Here is a 17,587-nt window from a genome sequence, read left to right on the forward strand (position 1 = left end):
CCCTCCTACTCTTCGGCTGTTTCTTTGGCGTTAGACTCTTGTGTGTCCTCGGCTTCTTTTTTACTTGTGCCCTTGTCCAGCTTATAGCCAAGCCCCTTATAAACTACCTCGAAAGCACGTTCAGTCACTTCCAAAGAGTCTCTTCCTTTTTTGATCCTAACCATTAGGCAGTGGCACCTCCATCAACAGCAGGGACTAAAGCTGCAAAGGCATCCTCTGCAAGAGTAGTGAATCCGACTTCCATAGTTGCTCGAAGTGCGAACATGTCACGCTCGAATAAGTTTAGAGGTTCGCCGGCTTCATCTACAGTTGTTGTCAACGTTGCATCCTGAGAAATGGTATATTCAATGTCCTGAAGAATACCATAACGCGCATAGTCCCAAGCCCCTGTAATAAGGTCAGCTTTTGTTTTATCCCATGATTTGCTGTCAACAAACCCAATAGGCAATCCAAGAGCTTGAGGTGTTGCATCTGCTGTCACTTGGTTAAATAGTGGCAGCCCGTTATTATCTTTTGCAGCGCGTAACTTTTGACGGAAACGTCTAATAGTTGTAAATGCATCAGGATCTTTGTCTGCATCTTCTACAAGCGCCATTACTGCAGCGAGATCGTCATAAACAGTTGCCCCTGAACCCGCGCCAGTACCAGATGTGATCTTTTGGCCGGACTTGTTGACTCTTTCCATGATTGATACACCTGTCTCAAAAGGCGATCCCACCCCAAACAGTGCGGCTTGGTCAAACTTGATTGCAAAGGCTTCTCTAATAGCTGATTGCATTTGAGTAAAGAAGTCAGCAACTGTGTATCGTAAGAATTCTTTTGAAACTGGAATGATAACCGCAAGTTTCTTCGATGTCATTTTTGCTGTGAGCCATTTGGCGCTGCTTGTTTGAATGCGTTCACCTTCACCAACCCAGTAAGCGCCAGGTCCTTCTGCTAAGTACGTGAACGTCTTTACCGGTTTTGTCATCGGTTCATATTTAGCAAGCTGTGTGATTGCAGATGTCTGCATAAATTCTTTTAACACAATTTCTGCTTGTTCTTCTGGGATTTTCCCAGTTACTGCATCTTGTAGTAATACTGTTTTGGGATTAAATGTTGGCATAATAGCCCTCCTTATTTTCTGATATTTGCTTGGTTAGCGAGTTCCCCAATATCAACCGCCCCGCCAGCTGGTGATGGATCACCTTTTTCGAAGTTAGTGCCGCTCTCTTTGAATTTGATATCTACAGCATTTTGAACTGCTGCATTGAATGTCTCTTCAAACTTACTAAGATTGGCAAGTGTTGTTTCCTCGTCTTCGCCAATAAAATAGTCAATAACTCCTTTAGGCAGCTTTTTTTCATCCGCTACATTCAAGGCTTTATTGACCAATGCTTCACGATTTCTTGCTTTTTCTGCATCTTCTATTTGTTTTTTGAGCTTCTCAATTTCTAATTCAGCCGGAGTTTTATCCGGATTACGTTCACGGATTTTCTCTTCAACGATGCTATCCAAATTGTTTGCCTTCCATGTTGCAAGACCTTTTGTGAAGTAGGAATCCAGGCGTGGCTGAATGAATCGTTTTCCCTCTTCAGTTTCAAGGAACCCTTCCACCTTATCTGCTGATACGGCCGAAAGTTCTCCCACAAATGCTTTTACTTCTTCATTGTCTTTATTTTCAGCAAGAAACTTCTTGATTTCTTCAATATTCACTTATGATCAACCTCCATGCCATGCAGTACGAGCCTGCAAGTCAAAGTTTTCCGGCTTTTAAAGACTTCCGGCAGGTCAGTTCTCATCTTCATCATTTTCACTGTCTTCGAGATCATAGGCATCTTGTTCAGCTTTCATTCTCTCAATCTCGTATTGCACATCATCGACAATAGAGAGTGTTGAAAGGCGTGTCTCTTCGCTTACCTGGCCTTTTAATTGAGCAGATGTCTGCGCTTCTTCCAAGAGATTTGACGGCAGATTCCGTTTAAATGAGAACCAGACCTTCAAATAATCATCAGCTTTCACGCTGCTCTTTTTCGCCCATGCAGAGCAAAGCAACTTGTACTGATAACGGAGGGCAGCAGTCATTTTCCTCTCCATCGTGATACATTTATTTTCAAGGGCCATAAGCTTGTATTTCATCGCAACTCCTGTCACATTCCCACCGAATGATTCATCAGAGAAATTGACCGACTTTGCAAAACGAAGAATGTTCTCTTCAAGCCTGTTCAGATGGTTTTCTATCATGGTGTCGTTAATGTCTTTTGTCAGGAATTTGGCATCATCATCTTTCCCAAACATTTCAAGCACACCGGTCTTTTTCAGTTCTTGGATTTCTTCATCATCCATACCAGCGCCCTTTAAAATCAAATAAGCCAGCCGCAGCTGTTCAATTTCGTTTGATGCATCAGAAAGAGTTCGATCATATGCATCTATAAGTTTAATTACCTTTTCCGCGTCGCCCATCTGTTCATCATTGTTAGGCAACCCGAATAAAGGGCAATAATCAAACAAATGGAGCTTCTTATCTAATAAAGTCCAACCGTCTTTTTGTTTTTCAAAAAAATAGGACATCTTATCATCGTAAAAAGTGGCTTTTTCACGCTCTTTGCTTTGATTATTGACCCAATCAAATACCTTATAATATCTCAGTGCGAAAGAAGGCTCTGTGATGTCATTCTCGGCAATAAAGACCACTTCCCATGGGTTTACATTCGCAACTCTTGCTAAGCCGTCAGGAGCGATATACACAAGTCTAGCACCATATCCACTAATAGCTGCTTTCTTTCCCCATTCGCTATCAGCATCAGCAATGTTATTTACGGTATTAAAGTTATTGATTTGCTCAGCTAAGGCTGTTTTCTTATTTTCTTCGTCCTTCTCCGTCTCGTAAGAGATTGGATGACCGAACATATACCCGACCTTTGTATCCACTATCTCAGCATCAAAAGCATTATTCAGGCGATTGTTTACTAGATGGTCAATACGCCGAACCTTTCCTGTTTCAAAATCCTCGAATTGAGCTGCCTCACGCTGTAAGATCGGCACACCGGCAATACTAGCCATATATCGTTCATACTGAGCTATGGCTTTTTCTTTGATCGGCTTATGCTCGGTTATGATCTGATCAATGATGGTGCCGTCTATCTCATTATTCCGAAGATAATTCAAGAACTTGTTCATGTTCTCACCTCTTTCCTTTGCGTCTCATAGGTTTGTTGTGTGTATAAATGGCATAACGGATAGAGTCGAGCACATCGTCCCACTCTTTAACCGGCTCGCCTGTATTCGGATTCCAAACATACATAAATATCTCTTTTTTAAAGCGACTAACTTTATCTTCAACAATAAAAATCAGATCCCGCTTGAACAGCCGCGCCACTTCTTCGATACCTGAAACAACTGCTTTATCAGCATCTAACGCACGCAGCTTCTCTCTGCGAAAACGCACGATATGTTCAGGCCGAGCTGTATCACAATAGAAATTAATGTTGCCATACCGCTCTTTGATGTCCTTTGCTACCTTCACCCAGTAGTCAATCTCTTCGTGCTGTTTGCAATGTTCTTCGAGCAAATAAAAACACCCTTGGTCATCTTGTCCAATTACGACAATAGAACCCGGGTGCTCATATCCCCAGTCAACGCCAGCAAAGTATTTTGTGAAGTTGACTTTTCTATTTTCCAATTCTTTAGAACTGATATAGTGTATGTCTTTTTTGAAATCCTTGTATATTACGCCTTCCGGAGCAACCCAGTAGCCGTAAATATCTCGGTCCGTAAACATGCCGCTTGGTGTTGAAGCAACAATACTTTCGACATACTCAGGATCAAGAAAGTTGTTATCAAACAATGAGAAGTGAAAAGAACGGATATTCAGCCGGCCGTTTTTCAGCCGTTGCCCGTCTTTGTCAATATAATCAGTTTTGACGGTGTGCATCGGGTTTTCTGGGTTTGTATCCATCATGACCATTGCGCCTTTATAGGAGCAACGAGAAATAACTTCTTTCACGAATGAATCATGCAGGGCCGTCGCTTCGTTTAAGAATGCGCCAGCTGATGTGAAACCCCGTGCCTTTTTCCATGAGTCTGCATTTGCGCCATCGAAACAATAAACACGGTTGCCGAATATCTCAACGGCATTCGATTTATCAAGGCGCAATTCTTTCCCCAGGATGAGCTCTAAATCATTTAGGATATTCCGCTTTATAGAAGCCTGAGTTGCCCCGCCAATGATAAAGGAAAGCCCCATGTTTTGATATTTGCTGATATGCCCGAGGAACGTCAAAAGGAGCACGAATGTTTTTCCTGCCCTTTTCGCCCCGCTGCATATTAAGATTTTCGGCTGTTCTTCAATAAAGCTATTCCATACCTCTTGTTGCTTAGAGTTAAGTTCCATGAGGTTTCACCATCTTCCGAAGCATGGCAGCAACTTCATTTTCTTGAGAGTTTCCGTTATCTCCGTCAATATCTTTCTTCGCCTTCTCGATATTCAAGCGCATTTGTTCCAATTTAAGACGCCGCTCGTCTGCTTCGTGAGCCAACTGGTCAAACTGCTTGATCAAGCCCCTTAGCTCTCCCATTGCTCGAGATTGGGCGTTCAGGAATGTAGCATGACGATCCCAAGCGAATTGAAACTCCCATTCTTGCTCATCGCCAAATGCACCCGGCTTCTCTTTTTTCAAAACCTTAGTCATATCGTCTTTATCCTGCACATGCATAATGCGCTGCGCCCTGATAATAGCTGCATATTGAATCTGTATCTGATCCCATATCATATCAGCAGGCGAGCGTTCCTGAATCTCTTCCATGATTTCAAGCGTCTCTTCTGGCAGGAATTTAGAGAAAAAGCCGTGAGTGACAGCATTCTGATTCCTCTGTGGTGCGCCGCCGTTGTTCCCGACTGCATTTTTGTTGCCCGGTTGCCCGCCTTTTTTTGTGTGCACACTTTTTTCAATGGGTGCACCCTTTTTCCTTTCCCAACCATGCCGCTGCTTCCACGATTTAATGGTGTTCACTGACACCCCGTATTTTTCGGCAAGGTCCTTGTATTTCATGCCTTTGACGTAATCCTTATACGCCTGAATGTGCTTTTCGGCCATCTACATTCACCGCCGCCCCCTTCTGATTCGTGTTGTTTTGGAAAAGATATTCCCTCTAAACCACCACCGTGCTCAAGCCGTTAACCGCCAATTGTCTATCCTGAGGCTTACCGGAAGCAGTTTACAGGGAACAAAAAAAGCACCCCGCAGGATGCAATTTATTACTTTAAGTATTTTTCAGAAACTCTTTTTTCAAAGACCTCCCGAAACCTTTTACCAATATCAGCATTGGAATATGTTTCATCCGTTAAGATAATACAAAATTCCGTAAATATGTCTTTCAGCTCTTCTTCACTAATTTTGTTTTCAAGAGCTTCTTCAAGCGTATGTTGAAATGCCACAATCTCACCTCCCACCTATATTTATCGGCAGAAAGTAAGTATATGGAACTATTCGCGAAATTTGTCGAACGAATTTACTACGTTATAATTCGAATTTTATATTAAAATAAATCTATGCCTTTTAAACTGGGTGAGAGTCGCCTTACGGATTAGTCCGAACGCGTCAATCACAGACTAGCTAAATGCTGGTCCAACTCGCCTAGATGGGGGTGTGGATATGGAAATCCACTTCAAAATTTCCAAAGAGTTTGCGGTGTCAGTTATCATCGCTATCGCTCACGCCTTTCTCCGATAGGAGAGAGGTTTTTTTATTTTAGCTCGCAAGAGCAAGTGAAAATATATTAAATTGTGGTGACGCGGAATGTTTTCGCCTCCCCGTCCTGCCTTCCATTTTACACCGCCGATTTAAACGAGTTCAAATATTGCAGAAAGTTGGCTTCTTTGACTTTATTGACGATGTTGCCGATTATGGCTGTTTTGATCTTTCTGATAGTATCCCGGGAGCAATCAAGGTGGTTTGCAATAGCAGTGTAGCTCATGCCTTCCATCATGCAATCATAAACGATACGGTGTTTTTCTTCTTCAATGTGTTCCATAGCGTTGTCCAGGTAATGCACAATAGATTCATATTTGTGAAGCCGCCTTTCTCTTCGGTCCATCTGTCGCAATTCTGCCTGACTGACGCCAGCTGATCCCCTTGGCATGCCCGCTTCATCCCCGTATGTTGCAGTGAGCTTTCCGCCAATAAAATCTACTTTGTTTAAAACACGATTGAGCCTTTTGATTTCCCGTAGCATGAATTTATAATCACGAATCCATTCCTCAATCTCCCATGCAATCATTTGATCTGTCATAGTGCTTTCCCTCCTGATAGTTAAATAGAGTAAGTGTCATTCCAGTTGTTTGCTTTTTGCTCTGCGATATATCGAGGTCTTGATACCTCTTTCACGCTGATACTGTAGGTTTTGACCAAGAAGGCTTTCAACTCGTTATAGAGCTCTTCTTTTCCGCAAAAGATATTTACAAGCTTTCCGTTTTTATAAGCGAATCTGTATTTCATCCTGAAACTCCCCTTTTACTTTCTGCGTTTATAAGCGCCGCCTTTGCCGCGTCTGAGTGTTTGCATGTTTGTGTTCATCATTGATTGCCAGAAACGATCTGAGCGCTCTTGTTGCTTCTGTGATGGTTTCTTTTTGGACTGTTTCATATCTCATCACTCCTTTCACCGCTAGTAATCGCGATAGACATCCAGATAGTTGCGAAATAAAAAACGGACACCAACCAAAGTACAGAATTCTCTGTACAGTGATCAGTGTCCGCAGGCTTTCCATCTTGGACTTTATTTAAATTAAATGTTTTTTCGCTATAGTAAATAATGGCATAGCTATATCAAATAAATTCTTCTCACCAACTTTTTTATAGACTACTATATTTCCATCCTTCGTTAACAAGACACTTAGAATATCATCTTCGTTTTCTATTGGATTCGGCACATCTAAACGCAAAGCAGAAATAATTCCATCACTTTCTTCATAAGAACTCCAATTTTGACTCGCGGTAACAGTACCCCCACCTAAATAGGCAACTTCTACATCGGCTATTTTTAAATCTCTCCACCAACCACCTTTTATTGCAGCATTATCATTTTCTTCTAATTCTTCTTTTAGTTTTCTTAAATCTATAGTTATAGCTTGTGAGTTATATCGGTTATCCCCACGTCCCACAGTCCCATCGATTAATCGCTTAATCCCGTGTTCAATAATTGATTTTTTGGAACCCCAAAAATATAAAAAATCATCATCTGATTTAGCCACATTGAAAGTTTCATCAGCAGAAATAGCAATTATATCGTGTGCCGTTCCATCTTCCAAATAGCCTTTTCCTGTAAATGAATCTCCTATTGGATGTATTACTTGATACTTTTTTAAATCTTCTTCTGTATATTCAGTACTACCTAGGTTTTTAAGCGTAGTTTTAAAAGATTGACTTTCAGAACCAGTATTAAATTCATTTGTTTCTAATGGTAATTGTTCTGGGAAATTGATTAATCTCTGCATAATAATTGATTGCGGCATTTAATTCTCTCCTCACAAAATCAATTTAATTACTTTGTCCAAAGCTTTAATTAAAGATGTTCTTTGATTTGTCACCAAAACTATATTCTTTTCATGCGCACTTAACTGTACACCAGGATTACTTTTAATTTTAATATTAAAAGATAATATATCAGATGGCTTAACCTCTTTAATAAAGTGTTTTTTCATGAAGTCAACTTTTTTAGTGTTTTTAGCAACTTTCATTGTATACTTATTCTCTTCCACCCCTAAATCATCACAAATCCTCTGGTAAAAGTGAACTATAAAATCTTCAATAATTTCTTGTCCATTTTTATACTTTAAAGTAGCAGATGCACTTACATTCAAATTCATCTGACCAAAATTATCTGTTTGGATAATCGAGAAATAAATCTTGTATGGTTTAATGTACATTTTAACGTTGTTAAACTTATCAAAAGAGACTTCGACTAACTCATTTTTGCGCCCTGTATGACCTTTATTTTTTAGTAAATCATAAAAAATTGTTTGGACTTCCGTATAATCATCTTTAATTTTTTGTAGAGTTGAATTTTCGACTATGTTAAAAACCGCTTGAAAATCTATATCAAAATTATCGAAATTAAAGTGATTTTTCACCCATCTAAAACCCACTCTAAATTTTTGGGATTTGTCATATATAGTTTTAAGTAAAGCTGCTAATGTTGGTAAAATAATGATTCCTGTTGCCCAATTAAATCCTTTTGTGTAAAACTGAAAAAGCATTGTTGCAAGAAGACTGAGTAGCATTAAAACCCACATCATCTAGCCCCCTTATCTAATAATGTCATTAATTATAGCCATAAGATATTGCTTGGTAAACATTCTTTAGAATTAAATCAATCAACTTCCTCTGTCTAATTTACAACAATGTTTATCTTTTCCACAGTTTTCAGTACAATAATACCATTTATTTTCATATTTTTTCTAATTTTTTTCACCCTTTTTCACCCCTCCATCGTTTTTTCTTTTTTGATGAATTATTTTCAAATCTCTATTTCCTCCTCAACTCAACGCCCATGCTGCAGCCGCATTTCGGGCAGCGTGCATCTGGGCGGATTTTTATATCTAATTCGTTGTGACCACATTCAGGACAGCTGTATTCGATCATGGTGTCACCCCCCTATTCCCAGCCGACTGCAATTGCAAAGAATAAAACCAAAACCATCGCCCCGATTAGCCAGCCATTTGTCTTATCACGCTTTGCAATGATTGTTTCATCACCGATCATTTTCAAATCGTCTGACTTTGCCACGAGAACTGGTATGTAATCTGGATGCACTTTCAAATATTCCGCCGCCTGCTCAACTGTCATCGCTTCGTCTTTCGTGGCTTTGACTGCCCGCTGAAGCTCAACTTGTAAAGGAATCATTTCGCATCACCTTCTTTCCCAAGCGAATCCCAATCAAACGTTTCAAGAATCTTAAGCAACCGTTCAACTTTTGGTGCTCTCCAAGCTGTCATAGCGTACGTATGAGCTTCTGAAGTGTAATGGTGCTTGTTCAATTTGATGTGGCTCTTTGCTTCTGCTTTTGTCAAAAACATTGTATTTGGTTGTATAATGTGAACCTTTCTTTCTGGAATTAATTCTGCTTCTTCATCAATGTATTTTTGAATCCACTCAACAGCATCTTCATAGTCGTCCTCAATTTCTTGCAACTCTGTTAAGGCTTCCTTAGACAGCTCACTATCTTCTTTTATTTCTTCTAGATAATCATCAAAAACATAGGCTTCTGCAATATATGGCAGGTATACAGAATAACGCTCTGCGTTTTCCTCCCGAGCTTCAACCCATTCATAATCACCGACTGTCCAAAACCGTGGTGCAGCTTGAGAATCACGATCCTGTGTTTTCAATTCATTTTGAAGCTCTTTCAAAAATTGAATATCCTTGTTCATTTCACATCACCCTCCAATTCATTTTGGGCAACTGTTATCGCGAAATTGAGATTGGTAATGATCTTCTCTAATGCCTGTTTGTATCGTTTCCTATCCCCGCTTAAATGCTGAATGTCCTTTTGAGCCTGCCGGAATTGATGAACCGTTACTTCCTGCTGGCGTTTGTTTTCCTCGATGATTTCCCGCTGTTTTTCTACTGATTGAATTAGAAATTCTTGATCCTCAAGAATAGTGGACCAATTAACATCAATTTTCTTTTTATAAAGTGAAGTTGCTATTGAAAATCTATTTTTTATTTCCTGTAATTTATCCATGCCGTTCCTCCCCCGCAGGGGAAAGCCCCTGCTATTTGATTTTGAAACCTATTTCGTGATCGACTCGAGCAAAGCTTCCCTTTGCCGTTTGAATGATTGTTTTGCCATGCTCCGGGGCTTCCAAGACATGTGCGGTGCCCTGGCTCCCGTCTAAAACGATGATCTGTATTTTGCCCGACTCCATTGCCTGTTCGATTGTTGTATCTTTGCTTAAATTAATTTCTCTTGGGTTGTACATTCTTAGCGCCCCCTGTGCTATGATAGAAGTACCAGTTCATATCAGAGCATCGGGGCATACGCTTCGGTGCTTTTTTTGTGTTTAATAGTGATCCGGTTTCCATCCAGTCATTGTGAATGTTGGCGATGGTTTCAGATCCTCACGGTAAACGATCGGGTGTTTTTTCACGTATTCGGCCAGCTGTTCCGGCGTCATCTTCCATTCTTCAACCGGTCCTGGCAGGTAAGGATTGATGCTTTGCTGTTCCATGGTATCTACCTCCTGAATTGATTTTGGGAATTTCCGTGCCGCCGAGCTTCTTGCAATCAGAACCCATTCGGCTGGCGCATGCCTTAAACTGAGAGCAACGTGTCATACAGGCCATGAGCTTATCTTCTTCCTGCACCCACAACGGCCGATCGTCTGCGATTACCACGTTTAGCAGTGGACTTTCCCGCCTTTCTTTTGAGTTTTTTCAGCTCGTCCAGCTCGATGAAGCCGAGTGACTTATCCAGAGCCAGCACCTTGAGTGGCGTATCGTAAAGCCGCTCATACAGCTTGCGCTTGATGGCAAATTCCTTTGTTTCAACGCCCTTGATGTCAATGATCTCGATGCTGCCGTCCAAGTTATGAACCTCAAAGTCTGCAATATATTCAATCTTCCGAAAAGTTTTGCCGTTCTTTTTGAATGCCTCTTGCAGCAGGAACCGTGGCTGCAGCTTAAAATCTTTGATCTGCTTGCTCACCTTGAGCCATTTCAGCTGCTCATAGTATTTGGCTTCGGCCCGGCTGTCGAACGTGATGCCGTCTACCTGTGTTTTTCTTGCGCCGTACTTATTTGCTGGCATGTGATGCCTCCTGAAACTTATTCTTTTGTTCTGCAATCTCCATTTCTGACATGCCGCAGTCAATACAACATTCATAGTCAGGTATTTGCAAATGACCTTCTCCCGGCATAGTGCAGTAACTCATTTCCATGTGTTTATGTTCACAGGATTCCTGACGTTTTTTCTGTTCAGCCTCTTTGACAACCGAGCAGTATTCTCTTTCGTGCAACCTAGCACCGTGCTTTGTCATCAGCCGCTTTCCGCAATGTTCACACTGGTAAAGCGTCTGATTTTCTAACACTTTCATTCTCCTTACCTCCCGTCACTCTCTTCCCATTGCTGAATCTGCTTTTCTTTTGCTGGCGCCGTTAGTATGATTGCCGGCAGCAGCATCACCGCTTTAAGCACTCGGCATCAGCTCCATTTGTCTGATCTTTTCCTCAAGCACCTGGATAGCTGGTGTGAGGTCCTTGCCGCCCTTTTGTTCAGCAGGCCCGAACAAATACATTCCTTTGGATCCTATAACGTTCGTTTTCTCGTTCAATCCCAATCACCCAATCTATGATTTAATTCCATCCGGTTGCCCTGAATGATCACCGTGTAATACTTGCACATCTGGTAAATCCGAGAGCCCAGCGCCTCGTCAACGTCCAGCAGATCGTCCGTTGTGAGCTCAGAAGAGATCAGCAGAGGTTTATGGTTCAGGTAGCGATAATTCACAACTGACTGGATCTGTTCGACTTGCCATTCAGTTGCCCTTGGCTTCCCGTCAACTGGCTTGAATAAGTCATCAATGAACAGCACATCTGCTTTTCTCATGGCGTTCAGCTTTGTTTCCAGCTGGTCAAAGTCATTTTTCAGATCACTCATGCCCTCAACGTAAGGGAAGTACAGGCAGTGAGTTGATTTCTTCTTAATGAGATTGTTCATGATGGCCGTTAACAGATGGGTTTTGCCGCTGCCCGGCTGTCCCAGCAGAGCAATGCTATTGGCACGCTCTCCCTTGATCTTTTCAAAGTCTTTGAAGTATTCGACCGCACATTCATAGGCATCTTTAATCATTTGAGGTTTGCCATCTAATTTGAAGTTGCCAAACAACAGCTTTTCGAACTTTTCTGTAATGCCGCTGGCTGCCATGAGCTTCGCTATTTTCTTTTGTTTCACACACTCACATTGTTTGGAATACGTCGTTTTCCATTCCCGAGCCTTATCCGGCGTGCAAACCTTTCCTGCAAGGTAATCATCTTCAAGAACCATTTCATCAAGTGATAGGCTGTCCAATGGCTTGTGTTCTTTTCTCAACCGCAGCTCAGTGTCTTTGTGGATGCGGTAGATCACAACGCCGCGATCCTTGCACTCAGAGCATTCATATTCAACCTTTTCTTCTGATTCGGCCTGTTCTGTTTCCCAGGAACGCGATCTTGCTTGAAGACCCTTCATCATTGCTTGGAACGCTGTGTCTATACTGACTGCTTTGTTTATTGCCATACTGTTGTTTCTCCTTTCTCTTTTGGCTTAATGGGTTGGACAGGATCGCCTCAATGTAGTTTAAGCCAACGTTGCTGCCTTTATTTCTGAAAGCCTTTTTCATTGCCTCGATGACCTTCTCTTCGCCGTAATCATCCACCATGTAGCCGATTCTTTGCGCCTCAATGGAGCCGATAGAACGAGCGACCTTATTTTCGAATAGCTCAAAAGCGTTTTTCATTTTTGGATCAACCTCCTGCGTTTCTTGTGGTGCTGGTGCAAGTTCAGGAACAGGCTTTTCTGATGGTTCCTGCTCTGATACAGGAGTTTCAAATGAGATCAGCCTGTATTGTCCTGCCTTTCTCCCCTGCGGCTTATATTCAATTCTTTTAAGATCAATCAGCATCTTTCGGTGTTTGATCAACGTATTTTCGGAAATCTCAATCTTTGCTTGCAGAGTGGTATTTGAAGTGGTGAACCACTCTCGCCACCCTGCCTTATTGTTGATGTGCAAAAGATGAAACCATAATGCTTGAGTTGTAGCAGACAACGGATTCGTTTCTAGCCAATTCATGAAGCCGTTCATTTCTTTCAGGTAGTTCATGGCTCACCTACTTCCTTTCACACAGTGCTGTCATTCCGCTGATACGGACTAAACGTAAGCCAGGTTCATTTGTTCTGAGATAGCCTTCAACATAAGCACGGAACAGCTGCGCGCGATTTGGCGCCCCTTCCGTCAGCCATTTGTAACAGAAGGGGATGCCGACTTTAATCAAATGGGAGGTCATCTTCGCTGATGTCTACAGGCTTGCCGTCAAAAGGATCAGCGTCCTGCGCGCTTGGTTTTTCCTCAGATGGTTCGGCATCAATGATTTCTGGCTCAGACATTTCGTCAGTGATGTCAATGCGCTCTCGTTCCTCGTTATCCTCAATAACTGCCTTTTGCATTTCAACAGAGAGTATCCCCCACTTGCTGAGCATGGATTTTAGAACGGTTTTGAGTGCCATCGCATCCCAGTCCTTGCCCCAACCGAAGTCCGACTTGCTAAATTTCTTTTTGTGTTTCTCAACTTGCGCCTTTGTCCAATAGACAGTTTTTCGGAATCCATTTAAAAGCTCAAAATAAGCAGCGTAACCAATAACCGAATCTGATTCCCGCTTTTCAAAATCAATATCAATTTCCTCGGTCAACGGATTCCACTTTTGCAATTCTCCTTCATGAACCGGTATGCAATTGATAGATTTATATTGGCCCGTCCGCAAAGCAAGCTGAATGTATCCTTTGTAACCAAGCTGAAATTGCGCACGGCCTTTATACGGAACGATCCAGGCATAACCTAAGTTCTTATCCACTGGCAAATCGAGCGTTGCCGCCACCATAGCCGATGAAATTACACTCATAGGGTCTGCCTTTTGAAGCGTATTTTCACTGTTGTACAGGCTCAGAATTGACGCTGTGAATTGAGACGCTCTTTTTCCCAGAACTTCTTCGAATCGATTCATGACTGCTGGAGAAGAAAGCAGGCCCTTCATCGTTGTTCCCTGCTGTTGTCCTGGGGCACTGTTTTGTTTCTTCTGAATGCTGTTTTTAAGCGTTTGATTTGTAGCCATATTCAGCTAACCTCCTTAATTCCAAAGCGCCTGAATTGCACTTCTTTTGTGACTTTCTCGTATACATCTGGAAACTGCTCTTTCAATTTCTTGCTATCGATCCGATTAGTTGAAACTGACTTCCAGCTAGTTTGATAGTTTCCGATGAATCCATATTCTGCTTCCTTCATTTCATGTTTGATCTGGTTTTCTAATTCCTTTGCCTGCAATGACAGCTCGTTGATCTGCTCTTTCAGCTGTAAATACTGCTGAATACGTGTTTTATTATCAGATGTGAGATCAACGACTTTGCCGCCTTCTGCTTCGGCATAACGTTGCTTGAGATATTCTTCTGCAGCACTCGAACCGTCAAGAACCGGAGCCTTTCCGCCCAAGACCTTTTCATTCCAAAATTCAATTTCGGCCTGAAAGATCATTGCAATAAGCTCGTCATCGCGCTCAATCTCTTTCCAAACGAATTTATTGCCGCCGATCAGTACAGCAAAATATGCTTTTTTATATTCAGGCCCCAGCACTCCTAGATAGTGTTGGACCTGAACAATATAGCTGTCAGGAATCTCGTCATCTTCCCACTCTTTCAGGTTGTATGCCGATGTGGTTTTGCATTCCAAAATGGCTTTTTCGCCAACAATCATTCGATCAACGTTTGCCAATATAAAATCGTGCTTAGGATGCCTGAGCATTGCTTTTCTCCGCCTTACTTTTTTGCCGCTACGTATCTCAAACTCTTTTGCAACGATATCTTCAAGGAGTGAACCGAAGTAGGCTGCCTCACTTCCTGATTCACTCACAGGTACTTGACCTGTTTTGTCTAACCATAATTCAAACGGTGTTTGCCATTTGTTTATGCCTAAAATAACGGAAGCATCAGAACCGCCTATGCCCTTCCGTCGCTCAAGAAGCCATTCGTCCCGACTCATGTCCGCTGTCGAAGCGAAAACCTCAGCTTGCATCAGATCAACCCCACCTTTCTTTTGTACTCTTCTGCACCAAGCCGCTGCCATTCCCGGTAGTGATCCATTGAAGGGAAACTAAACTGCGCTTTACCGTTTTTGGCGAATACAATTGAACCGCCGACCTGTCTTAAACGTTGCTGATCCTCCGCACGCTCGCTGAATGCCACTTTTATTGATTTAGCCATGTATAAAACCTCCATTGATTTTTATGAGGCGTTTTGGTATAATTAAGTAAATATTTCAGTCAAAACGCCTTACTGAGTCCACTTGCCAGAGTGGGCTTTTTTATTGCTCATTTTTAAATTCAAAACCAAGATGCTCTTTTAAGTACCGCTCAAGGTTTTCTCTCAAGATGACTTCACCCTCAGCGCTATCTATCACGTAATCGTCGAAAGGCGTTACTTCATCCCCGAAAAAATCCTTTGGTGTTTCTGGCTCAGTAAGCTTGTCGTGCCAATTGTTTAGGATCATTGGATTTTCGATCATTCATATTCTCCTTTCTGTAATTTGCTGTACGTTCATCCCAAATCAAGTGCAGTTCGCTATGATTTCGGATTCTTTCACACCACGCTCGGACCTCCAACGCTGTCGCTGGTTTATGAACAAAGTGAACCATCATCCTAAGCTCCTGCGTACCACTGATAAATCAATCCCACGCTGTTTCAGCCTTATCGCTGCATCATATAAGCGTCCCTTATTTGAAATCCGTTTAAGATCCTCAATGTTTGCTTTGATACTGCCAAGGATGTCTAAAGCTTCCTCGTAGTCGCCTTCTTCCAAAGAGTCCAGTAATAGTTCAGCCAAACTTTCAACTGAATCAGTTTTCCGTTTTACGACTTCTTCATCTGACTTCAAAAATTGGTTGAGTTTCATACGAGCATTGCCTTCCTTTCCTCTTGTTTTGACATAGCAACCTGATCCATTAACGCTTTTCGCGTCCATTTGTCTGCAAGCTCCTGCATTTTCAGACCATGACTTCGAGATAAAGCATAAAAGAGAGTGTCTACAGCTGGACCAAGGTCAAGAATCTCTTTAAGATCCGCCATCGGTAGCGCCTCAATACGGCCGGGGCGTTCATTCGCCAACCAGAGCGCGATATTTTCAGCAGCCTCAAGGGATTCCTTTGTCTGTTTCATAAAATTGATCAGGGCTTTACTGGGGCTGACGTTCAACGCCGGATCGACTGGGGCTGTTGCCCTCGGATGAAGCCGGAACAAATAATGTACAAGGTCAATGTGCTCATAAGCGCCGCATATCTCAAACCATTTGATGCAAAGTTCAGGCGTTAATGTGGTCAGGCCATTTTCAACGTCTGATACATACCGTTGATCTTTGCCGCCAAGTAACTGCCCTAATTGAAATTGAGTAAATCCCACTGTCTTTCTAACCTCTCTCATAATTTTTGGTAAATTATCGAGTTTATACGGGTTGTTCGACATATGTTCGCCTCCTGTTTCACGGGGAATTATTTGGTAAAATTTAAGTAATGAAGGAACTAGCTGGCTTGCTGTTTTTTCAGCTTATTGATGATGAAGGCTTGTCCCTTCGGAGTGATGCGCATTGTCAGCCAGGATTTCGGCGTCCCGTTTACTTGGCGCACCCCCTGTGCGATCTCAAAGAAACCTCGCTCGATGTATTCCTGGTATGGCTCATTCTTGTTGGCCATGATCATCTTCCATTCGCGCAGCTTCTGAAACAGTCGCTTTTCACCAATCATGATGCCGTTTTTCGAAGCAAGCTTTGCCAGTTCTCTCACAAGCAATGATTTTTCGGCCGCCATGCAACTCTGTGCAAAGTTGACCAATGGTTCCTGAATCTTCAATGCTTGTTCAAGTTGCTGCCGTTCTTCCTGCTCGCTGATCCATCGCTTTGCCCGGCTGACTGGATCTTCGATCATGTAGGACGGTTGAGTCATTTTTTGAAGCTCGGCTTCCATCCGATTAAATTCAGCAATGTATTTTTCTTTGAACACTGCTGCTTTTGCACCTGTATAACCAAAAACCAAAAATGCGAGTCCATCACGTTTGATCAGATATTTTTTTAATGATCGTCCTGTTGGATCTTCATATTCACTCAACGAAAAATTTCGTTCAGTAAAATCTTTAGAGCAATTCAGTGTTTCAATGCTTTTTATTACATCGGCGTGTCGTTTTCCGAATACCTCAGCCACTGTTAGGCTGTCTGTTACGGCTTGGTTGCCTTCAATAAAAACAATTTGATTCATGCTGTTACCTCCTTGCTTGTCCACCAAAAAAAGGTGAAGCAGATAATTAAGCGTGAAGCCTTAATTCTTTTTTAGAAGTGAAGTACGGCTCAAGAGCTTTACGGAAACACTCTTCTCTGTCCATCGTTCCGTAATATTCTTTGCCCATCTTGATGTTTGTTGTTTTTTTCTTAGTTTGTTTCGCCATGTGATCACCTCACGTCAGTGTATTCGTGTTGGACGGTTGGACTAACCAAGAATTTTGCTTACTTTGTAATCTATCAACCTTTCACTTGTGGTAAAATCTTCTACGTGAAAGGTGGGGAGAATATATGGATTTTAAGAAAATCAGTGACAATGCTTATCTTGAATGGTTTACAGAACACGCTGGTAATCTCAGCATGTACGGTAAGGAAGACTTACCGGAATTCATGAAAGATGAAAAAGATGTTCACTTATTTCTTCAAAAATTCGCTCAAGATATCAGCTTACTAACTGTCAAAAGCTATCATTCTGAGCTTGCTAAGAAACTGAAGGAATACGACATCGACCTTGAATCCTTAGAAATTCCAAACAAGAAATAA

General features: G+C 42.0%; 30 protein-coding genes and 1 pseudogene. 1 reads left to right on the forward strand and 30 read right to left on the reverse strand.

Annotated features, from left to right (window positions below; all coding sequences use genetic code 11):
* Nucleotides 1-5: 5 nt before the first annotated feature.
* The 30 genes and pseudogenes from MKY10_RS14850 to MKY10_RS14995 form a co-directional block, all read right to left on the reverse strand.
* Complete coding sequence (locus MKY10_RS14850; protein ID WP_017696634.1) at nt 6-164, reverse strand: hypothetical protein; 159 nt, start codon at nt 162-164, stop codon at nt 6-8.
* Nucleotides 164-1,105, reverse strand: coding sequence for a phage major capsid protein (locus MKY10_RS14855; RefSeq protein WP_017696635.1), 942 nt, complete (start codon nt 1,103-1,105; stop codon nt 164-166). The genes MKY10_RS14850 and MKY10_RS14855 overlap by 1 nt, the downstream gene beginning before the upstream one ends.
* Nucleotides 1,106-1,116: 11 nt before the next feature.
* Nucleotides 1,117-1,695 (reverse strand): DUF4355 domain-containing protein, encoded by a 579-nt coding sequence (locus MKY10_RS14860; protein WP_041052529.1) that lies wholly within the window; start codon nt 1,693-1,695, stop codon nt 1,117-1,119.
* Nucleotides 1,696-1,770: 75 nt separating this feature from the next.
* Nucleotides 1,771-3,159, reverse strand: coding sequence for a phage portal protein (locus MKY10_RS14865; protein WP_198887137.1), 1,389 nt, complete (start codon nt 3,157-3,159; stop codon nt 1,771-1,773).
* A gap of 4 nt (nt 3,160-3,163) precedes the next feature.
* Nucleotides 3,164-4,372, reverse strand: coding sequence for a PBSX family phage terminase large subunit (locus tag MKY10_RS14870; protein ID WP_339225952.1), 1,209 nt, complete (start codon nt 4,370-4,372; stop codon nt 3,164-3,166).
* Nucleotides 4,362-5,075, reverse strand: a complete 714-nt coding sequence (gene terS, locus MKY10_RS14875) for a phage terminase small subunit (protein WP_339225953.1) — start codon at nt 5,073-5,075, stop codon at nt 4,362-4,364. The genes MKY10_RS14870 and terS overlap by 11 nt, the downstream gene beginning before the upstream one ends.
* A gap of 161 nt (nt 5,076-5,236) precedes the next feature.
* Complete coding sequence (locus MKY10_RS14880) at nt 5,237-5,416, reverse strand: hypothetical protein (protein WP_267527898.1); 180 nt, start codon at nt 5,414-5,416, stop codon at nt 5,237-5,239.
* A 392-nt stretch (nt 5,417-5,808) separates the two neighbouring features.
* Complete coding sequence (locus MKY10_RS14885) at nt 5,809-6,270, reverse strand: sigma-70 family RNA polymerase sigma factor (RefSeq protein WP_038428466.1); 462 nt, start codon at nt 6,268-6,270, stop codon at nt 5,809-5,811.
* Between the two features lie 36 nt (nt 6,271-6,306).
* Nucleotides 6,307-6,476 (reverse strand): annotated as a pseudogene (locus MKY10_RS14890) (hypothetical protein).
* Nucleotides 6,477-6,491: 15 nt separating this feature from the next.
* Complete coding sequence (locus tag MKY10_RS14895) at nt 6,492-6,623, reverse strand: hypothetical protein (RefSeq protein WP_033884289.1); 132 nt, start codon at nt 6,621-6,623, stop codon at nt 6,492-6,494.
* Nucleotides 6,624-6,759: 136 nt separating this feature from the next.
* Nucleotides 6,760-7,491 (reverse strand): hypothetical protein, encoded by a 732-nt coding sequence (locus MKY10_RS14900; RefSeq protein WP_064670943.1) that lies wholly within the window; start codon nt 7,489-7,491, stop codon nt 6,760-6,762.
* Between the two features lie 12 nt (nt 7,492-7,503).
* Entirely contained in the window at nt 7,504-8,271 is a 768-nt protein-coding gene (locus MKY10_RS14905) for a hypothetical protein (RefSeq protein WP_064670942.1), read from the reverse strand.
* A 361-nt stretch (nt 8,272-8,632) separates the two neighbouring features.
* Nucleotides 8,633-8,881, reverse strand: a complete 249-nt coding sequence (locus MKY10_RS14910; protein ID WP_010330964.1) for a hypothetical protein — start codon at nt 8,879-8,881, stop codon at nt 8,633-8,635.
* Nucleotides 8,878-9,408, reverse strand: a complete 531-nt coding sequence (locus MKY10_RS14915) for a hypothetical protein (RefSeq protein WP_064911547.1) — start codon at nt 9,406-9,408, stop codon at nt 8,878-8,880. Before MKY10_RS14915 ends, MKY10_RS14910 begins: the two co-directional genes overlap by 4 nt.
* Nucleotides 9,405-9,722: a VWA domain-containing protein gene (locus tag MKY10_RS14920; RefSeq protein ID WP_129137818.1), complete on the reverse strand. Its 318-nt coding sequence runs from the start codon at nt 9,720-9,722 to the stop codon at nt 9,405-9,407. Before MKY10_RS14920 ends, MKY10_RS14915 begins: the two co-directional genes overlap by 4 nt.
* Before the next feature lie 31 nt (nt 9,723-9,753).
* Complete coding sequence (locus MKY10_RS14925; RefSeq protein WP_015715365.1) at nt 9,754-9,960, reverse strand: XtrA/YqaO family protein; 207 nt, start codon at nt 9,958-9,960, stop codon at nt 9,754-9,756.
* Nucleotides 9,961-10,041: 81 nt separating this feature from the next.
* A complete protein-coding gene (locus tag MKY10_RS14930) occupies nt 10,042-10,209 on the reverse strand; it encodes a hypothetical protein (RefSeq protein ID WP_164972546.1) in 168 nt (55 codons plus the stop codon).
* 119 nt (nt 10,210-10,328) lie between these two features.
* Nucleotides 10,329-10,787: a DUF1064 domain-containing protein gene (locus MKY10_RS14935; protein WP_033884304.1), complete on the reverse strand. Its 459-nt coding sequence runs from the start codon at nt 10,785-10,787 to the stop codon at nt 10,329-10,331.
* Nucleotides 10,774-11,073, reverse strand: coding sequence for a hypothetical protein (locus MKY10_RS14940; protein WP_064670938.1), 300 nt, complete (start codon nt 11,071-11,073; stop codon nt 10,774-10,776). Before MKY10_RS14940 ends, MKY10_RS14935 begins: the two co-directional genes overlap by 14 nt.
* Before the next feature lie 93 nt (nt 11,074-11,166).
* Nucleotides 11,167-11,310, reverse strand: a complete 144-nt coding sequence (locus tag MKY10_RS14945) for a hypothetical protein (protein WP_064670937.1) — start codon at nt 11,308-11,310, stop codon at nt 11,167-11,169.
* Complete coding sequence (locus MKY10_RS14950) at nt 11,307-12,254, reverse strand: ATP-binding protein (RefSeq protein WP_128484036.1); 948 nt, start codon at nt 12,252-12,254, stop codon at nt 11,307-11,309. The genes MKY10_RS14945 and MKY10_RS14950 overlap by 4 nt, the downstream gene beginning before the upstream one ends.
* On the reverse strand, nt 12,139-12,837 hold the full coding sequence (locus MKY10_RS14955) for a DnaD domain protein (protein WP_163136152.1): 699 nt from the start codon (nt 12,835-12,837) through the stop codon (nt 12,139-12,141). Before MKY10_RS14955 ends, MKY10_RS14950 begins: the two co-directional genes overlap by 116 nt.
* A 164-nt stretch (nt 12,838-13,001) precedes the next feature.
* On the reverse strand, nt 13,002-13,844 hold the full coding sequence (locus MKY10_RS14960; protein ID WP_041056376.1) for a recombinase RecT: 843 nt from the start codon (nt 13,842-13,844) through the stop codon (nt 13,002-13,004).
* A 2-nt stretch (nt 13,845-13,846) separates the two neighbouring features.
* Nucleotides 13,847-14,848, reverse strand: a complete 1,002-nt coding sequence (locus tag MKY10_RS14965; RefSeq protein WP_336149188.1) for a YqaJ viral recombinase family protein — start codon at nt 14,846-14,848, stop codon at nt 13,847-13,849.
* Nucleotides 14,797-14,985, reverse strand: coding sequence for a hypothetical protein (locus MKY10_RS14970; RefSeq protein WP_305091018.1), 189 nt, complete (start codon nt 14,983-14,985; stop codon nt 14,797-14,799). Before MKY10_RS14970 ends, MKY10_RS14965 begins: the two co-directional genes overlap by 52 nt.
* Before the next feature lie 100 nt (nt 14,986-15,085).
* Nucleotides 15,086-15,286 carry a hypothetical protein gene (locus MKY10_RS14975; RefSeq protein ID WP_041339353.1) on the reverse strand — a complete coding sequence of 67 codons (201 nt, stop codon included), beginning with the start codon at nt 15,284-15,286 and terminating at the stop codon, nt 15,086-15,088.
* A 129-nt stretch (nt 15,287-15,415) separates the two neighbouring features.
* Entirely contained in the window at nt 15,416-15,673 is a 258-nt protein-coding gene (locus tag MKY10_RS14980) for a YqaH family protein (RefSeq protein WP_041339350.1), read from the reverse strand.
* Nucleotides 15,670-16,239 carry a helix-turn-helix transcriptional regulator gene (locus tag MKY10_RS14985; protein ID WP_269767372.1) on the reverse strand — a complete coding sequence of 190 codons (570 nt, stop codon included), beginning with the start codon at nt 16,237-16,239 and terminating at the stop codon, nt 15,670-15,672. Before MKY10_RS14985 ends, MKY10_RS14980 begins: the two co-directional genes overlap by 4 nt.
* A gap of 56 nt (nt 16,240-16,295) precedes the next feature.
* Nucleotides 16,296-17,024: a phage regulatory protein/antirepressor Ant gene (locus MKY10_RS14990; protein WP_041339346.1), complete on the reverse strand. Its 729-nt coding sequence runs from the start codon at nt 17,022-17,024 to the stop codon at nt 16,296-16,298.
* 46 nt (nt 17,025-17,070) lie between these two features.
* On the reverse strand, nt 17,071-17,211 hold the full coding sequence (locus tag MKY10_RS14995; RefSeq protein WP_017696669.1) for a hypothetical protein: 141 nt from the start codon (nt 17,209-17,211) through the stop codon (nt 17,071-17,073).
* Between the two features lie 124 nt (nt 17,212-17,335).
* On the opposite strand from MKY10_RS14995, the gene MKY10_RS15000 reads away from it, so the two are divergent.
* Nucleotides 17,336-17,587 (forward strand): hypothetical protein, encoded by a 252-nt coding sequence (locus tag MKY10_RS15000; RefSeq protein ID WP_041345248.1) that lies wholly within the window; start codon nt 17,336-17,338, stop codon nt 17,585-17,587.

Source organism: Bacillus sp. FSL P4-0290, from assembly GCF_037975435.1.
GTDB lineage: Bacteria > Bacillota > Bacilli > Bacillales > Bacillaceae > Bacillus > Bacillus subtilis.

Coding starts and splice junctions, on each gene's coding strand:
- MKY10_RS14925 (WP_015715365.1), bottom strand. CDS start 9,960: ATGTACAACCCAAGAGAAATTAATTTAAGCAAAGATACAACAATCGAA.
- MKY10_RS14990 (WP_041339346.1), bottom strand. CDS start 17,024: ATGAATCAAATTGTTTTTATTGAAGGCAACCAAGCCGTAACAGACAGC.
- MKY10_RS14885 (WP_038428466.1), bottom strand. CDS start 6,270: ATGACAGATCAAATGATTGCATGGGAGATTGAGGAATGGATTCGTGAT.
- MKY10_RS14910 (WP_010330964.1), bottom strand. CDS start 8,881: ATGATTCCTTTACAAGTTGAGCTTCAGCGGGCAGTCAAAGCCACGAAA.
- MKY10_RS14915 (WP_064911547.1), bottom strand. CDS start 9,408: ATGAACAAGGATATTCAATTTTTGAAAGAGCTTCAAAATGAATTGAAA.
- MKY10_RS14985 (WP_269767372.1), bottom strand. CDS start 16,239: ATGTCGAACAACCCGTATAAACTCGATAATTTACCAAAAATTATGAGA.
- MKY10_RS14930 (WP_164972546.1), bottom strand. CDS start 10,209: ATGGAACAGCAAAGCATCAATCCTTACCTGCCAGGACCGGTTGAAGAA.
- MKY10_RS14935 (WP_033884304.1), bottom strand. CDS start 10,787: ATGCCAGCAAATAAGTACGGCGCAAGAAAAACACAGGTAGACGGCATC.
- MKY10_RS14975 (WP_041339353.1), bottom strand. CDS start 15,286: ATGATCGAAAATCCAATGATCCTAAACAATTGGCACGACAAGCTTACT.
- MKY10_RS14905 (WP_064670942.1), bottom strand. CDS start 8,271: ATGTGGGTTTTAATGCTACTCAGTCTTCTTGCAACAATGCTTTTTCAG.
- MKY10_RS14980 (WP_041339350.1), bottom strand. CDS start 15,673: ATGAAACTCAACCAATTTTTGAAGTCAGATGAAGAAGTCGTAAAACGG.
- MKY10_RS14850 (WP_017696634.1), bottom strand. CDS start 164: ATGGTTAGGATCAAAAAAGGAAGAGACTCTTTGGAAGTGACTGAACGT.
- MKY10_RS14995 (WP_017696669.1), bottom strand. CDS start 17,211: ATGGCGAAACAAACTAAGAAAAAAACAACAAACATCAAGATGGGCAAA.
- MKY10_RS14970 (WP_305091018.1), bottom strand. CDS start 14,985: ATGGCTAAATCAATAAAAGTGGCATTCAGCGAGCGTGCGGAGGATCAG.
- MKY10_RS14920 (WP_129137818.1), bottom strand. CDS start 9,722: ATGGATAAATTACAGGAAATAAAAAATAGATTTTCAATAGCAACTTCA.
- MKY10_RS14965 (WP_336149188.1), bottom strand. CDS start 14,848: ATGGCAGCGGCTTGGTGCAGAAGAGTACAAAAGAAAGGTGGGGTTGAT.
- MKY10_RS14955 (WP_163136152.1), bottom strand. CDS start 12,837: ATGAACTACCTGAAAGAAATGAACGGCTTCATGAATTGGCTAGAAACG.
- MKY10_RS14870 (WP_339225952.1), bottom strand. CDS start 4,372: ATGGAACTTAACTCTAAGCAACAAGAGGTATGGAATAGCTTTATTGAA.
- MKY10_RS14960 (WP_041056376.1), bottom strand. CDS start 13,844: ATGGCTACAAATCAAACGCTTAAAAACAGCATTCAGAAGAAACAAAAC.
- terS (WP_339225953.1), bottom strand. CDS start 5,075: ATGGCCGAAAAGCACATTCAGGCGTATAAGGATTACGTCAAAGGCATG.
- MKY10_RS14900 (WP_064670943.1), bottom strand. CDS start 7,491: ATGCCGCAATCAATTATTATGCAGAGATTAATCAATTTCCCAGAACAA.
- MKY10_RS15000 (WP_041345248.1), top strand. CDS start 17,336: ATGGATTTTAAGAAAATCAGTGACAATGCTTATCTTGAATGGTTTACA.
- MKY10_RS14855 (WP_017696635.1), bottom strand. CDS start 1,105: ATGCCAACATTTAATCCCAAAACAGTATTACTACAAGATGCAGTAACT.
- MKY10_RS14865 (WP_198887137.1), bottom strand. CDS start 3,159: ATGAACAAGTTCTTGAATTATCTTCGGAATAATGAGATAGACGGCACC.
- MKY10_RS14895 (WP_033884289.1), bottom strand. CDS start 6,623: ATGAAACAGTCCAAAAAGAAACCATCACAGAAGCAACAAGAGCGCTCA.
- MKY10_RS14950 (WP_128484036.1), bottom strand. CDS start 12,254: ATGGCAATAAACAAAGCAGTCAGTATAGACACAGCGTTCCAAGCAATG.
- MKY10_RS14940 (WP_064670938.1), bottom strand. CDS start 11,073: ATGAAAGTGTTAGAAAATCAGACGCTTTACCAGTGTGAACATTGCGGA.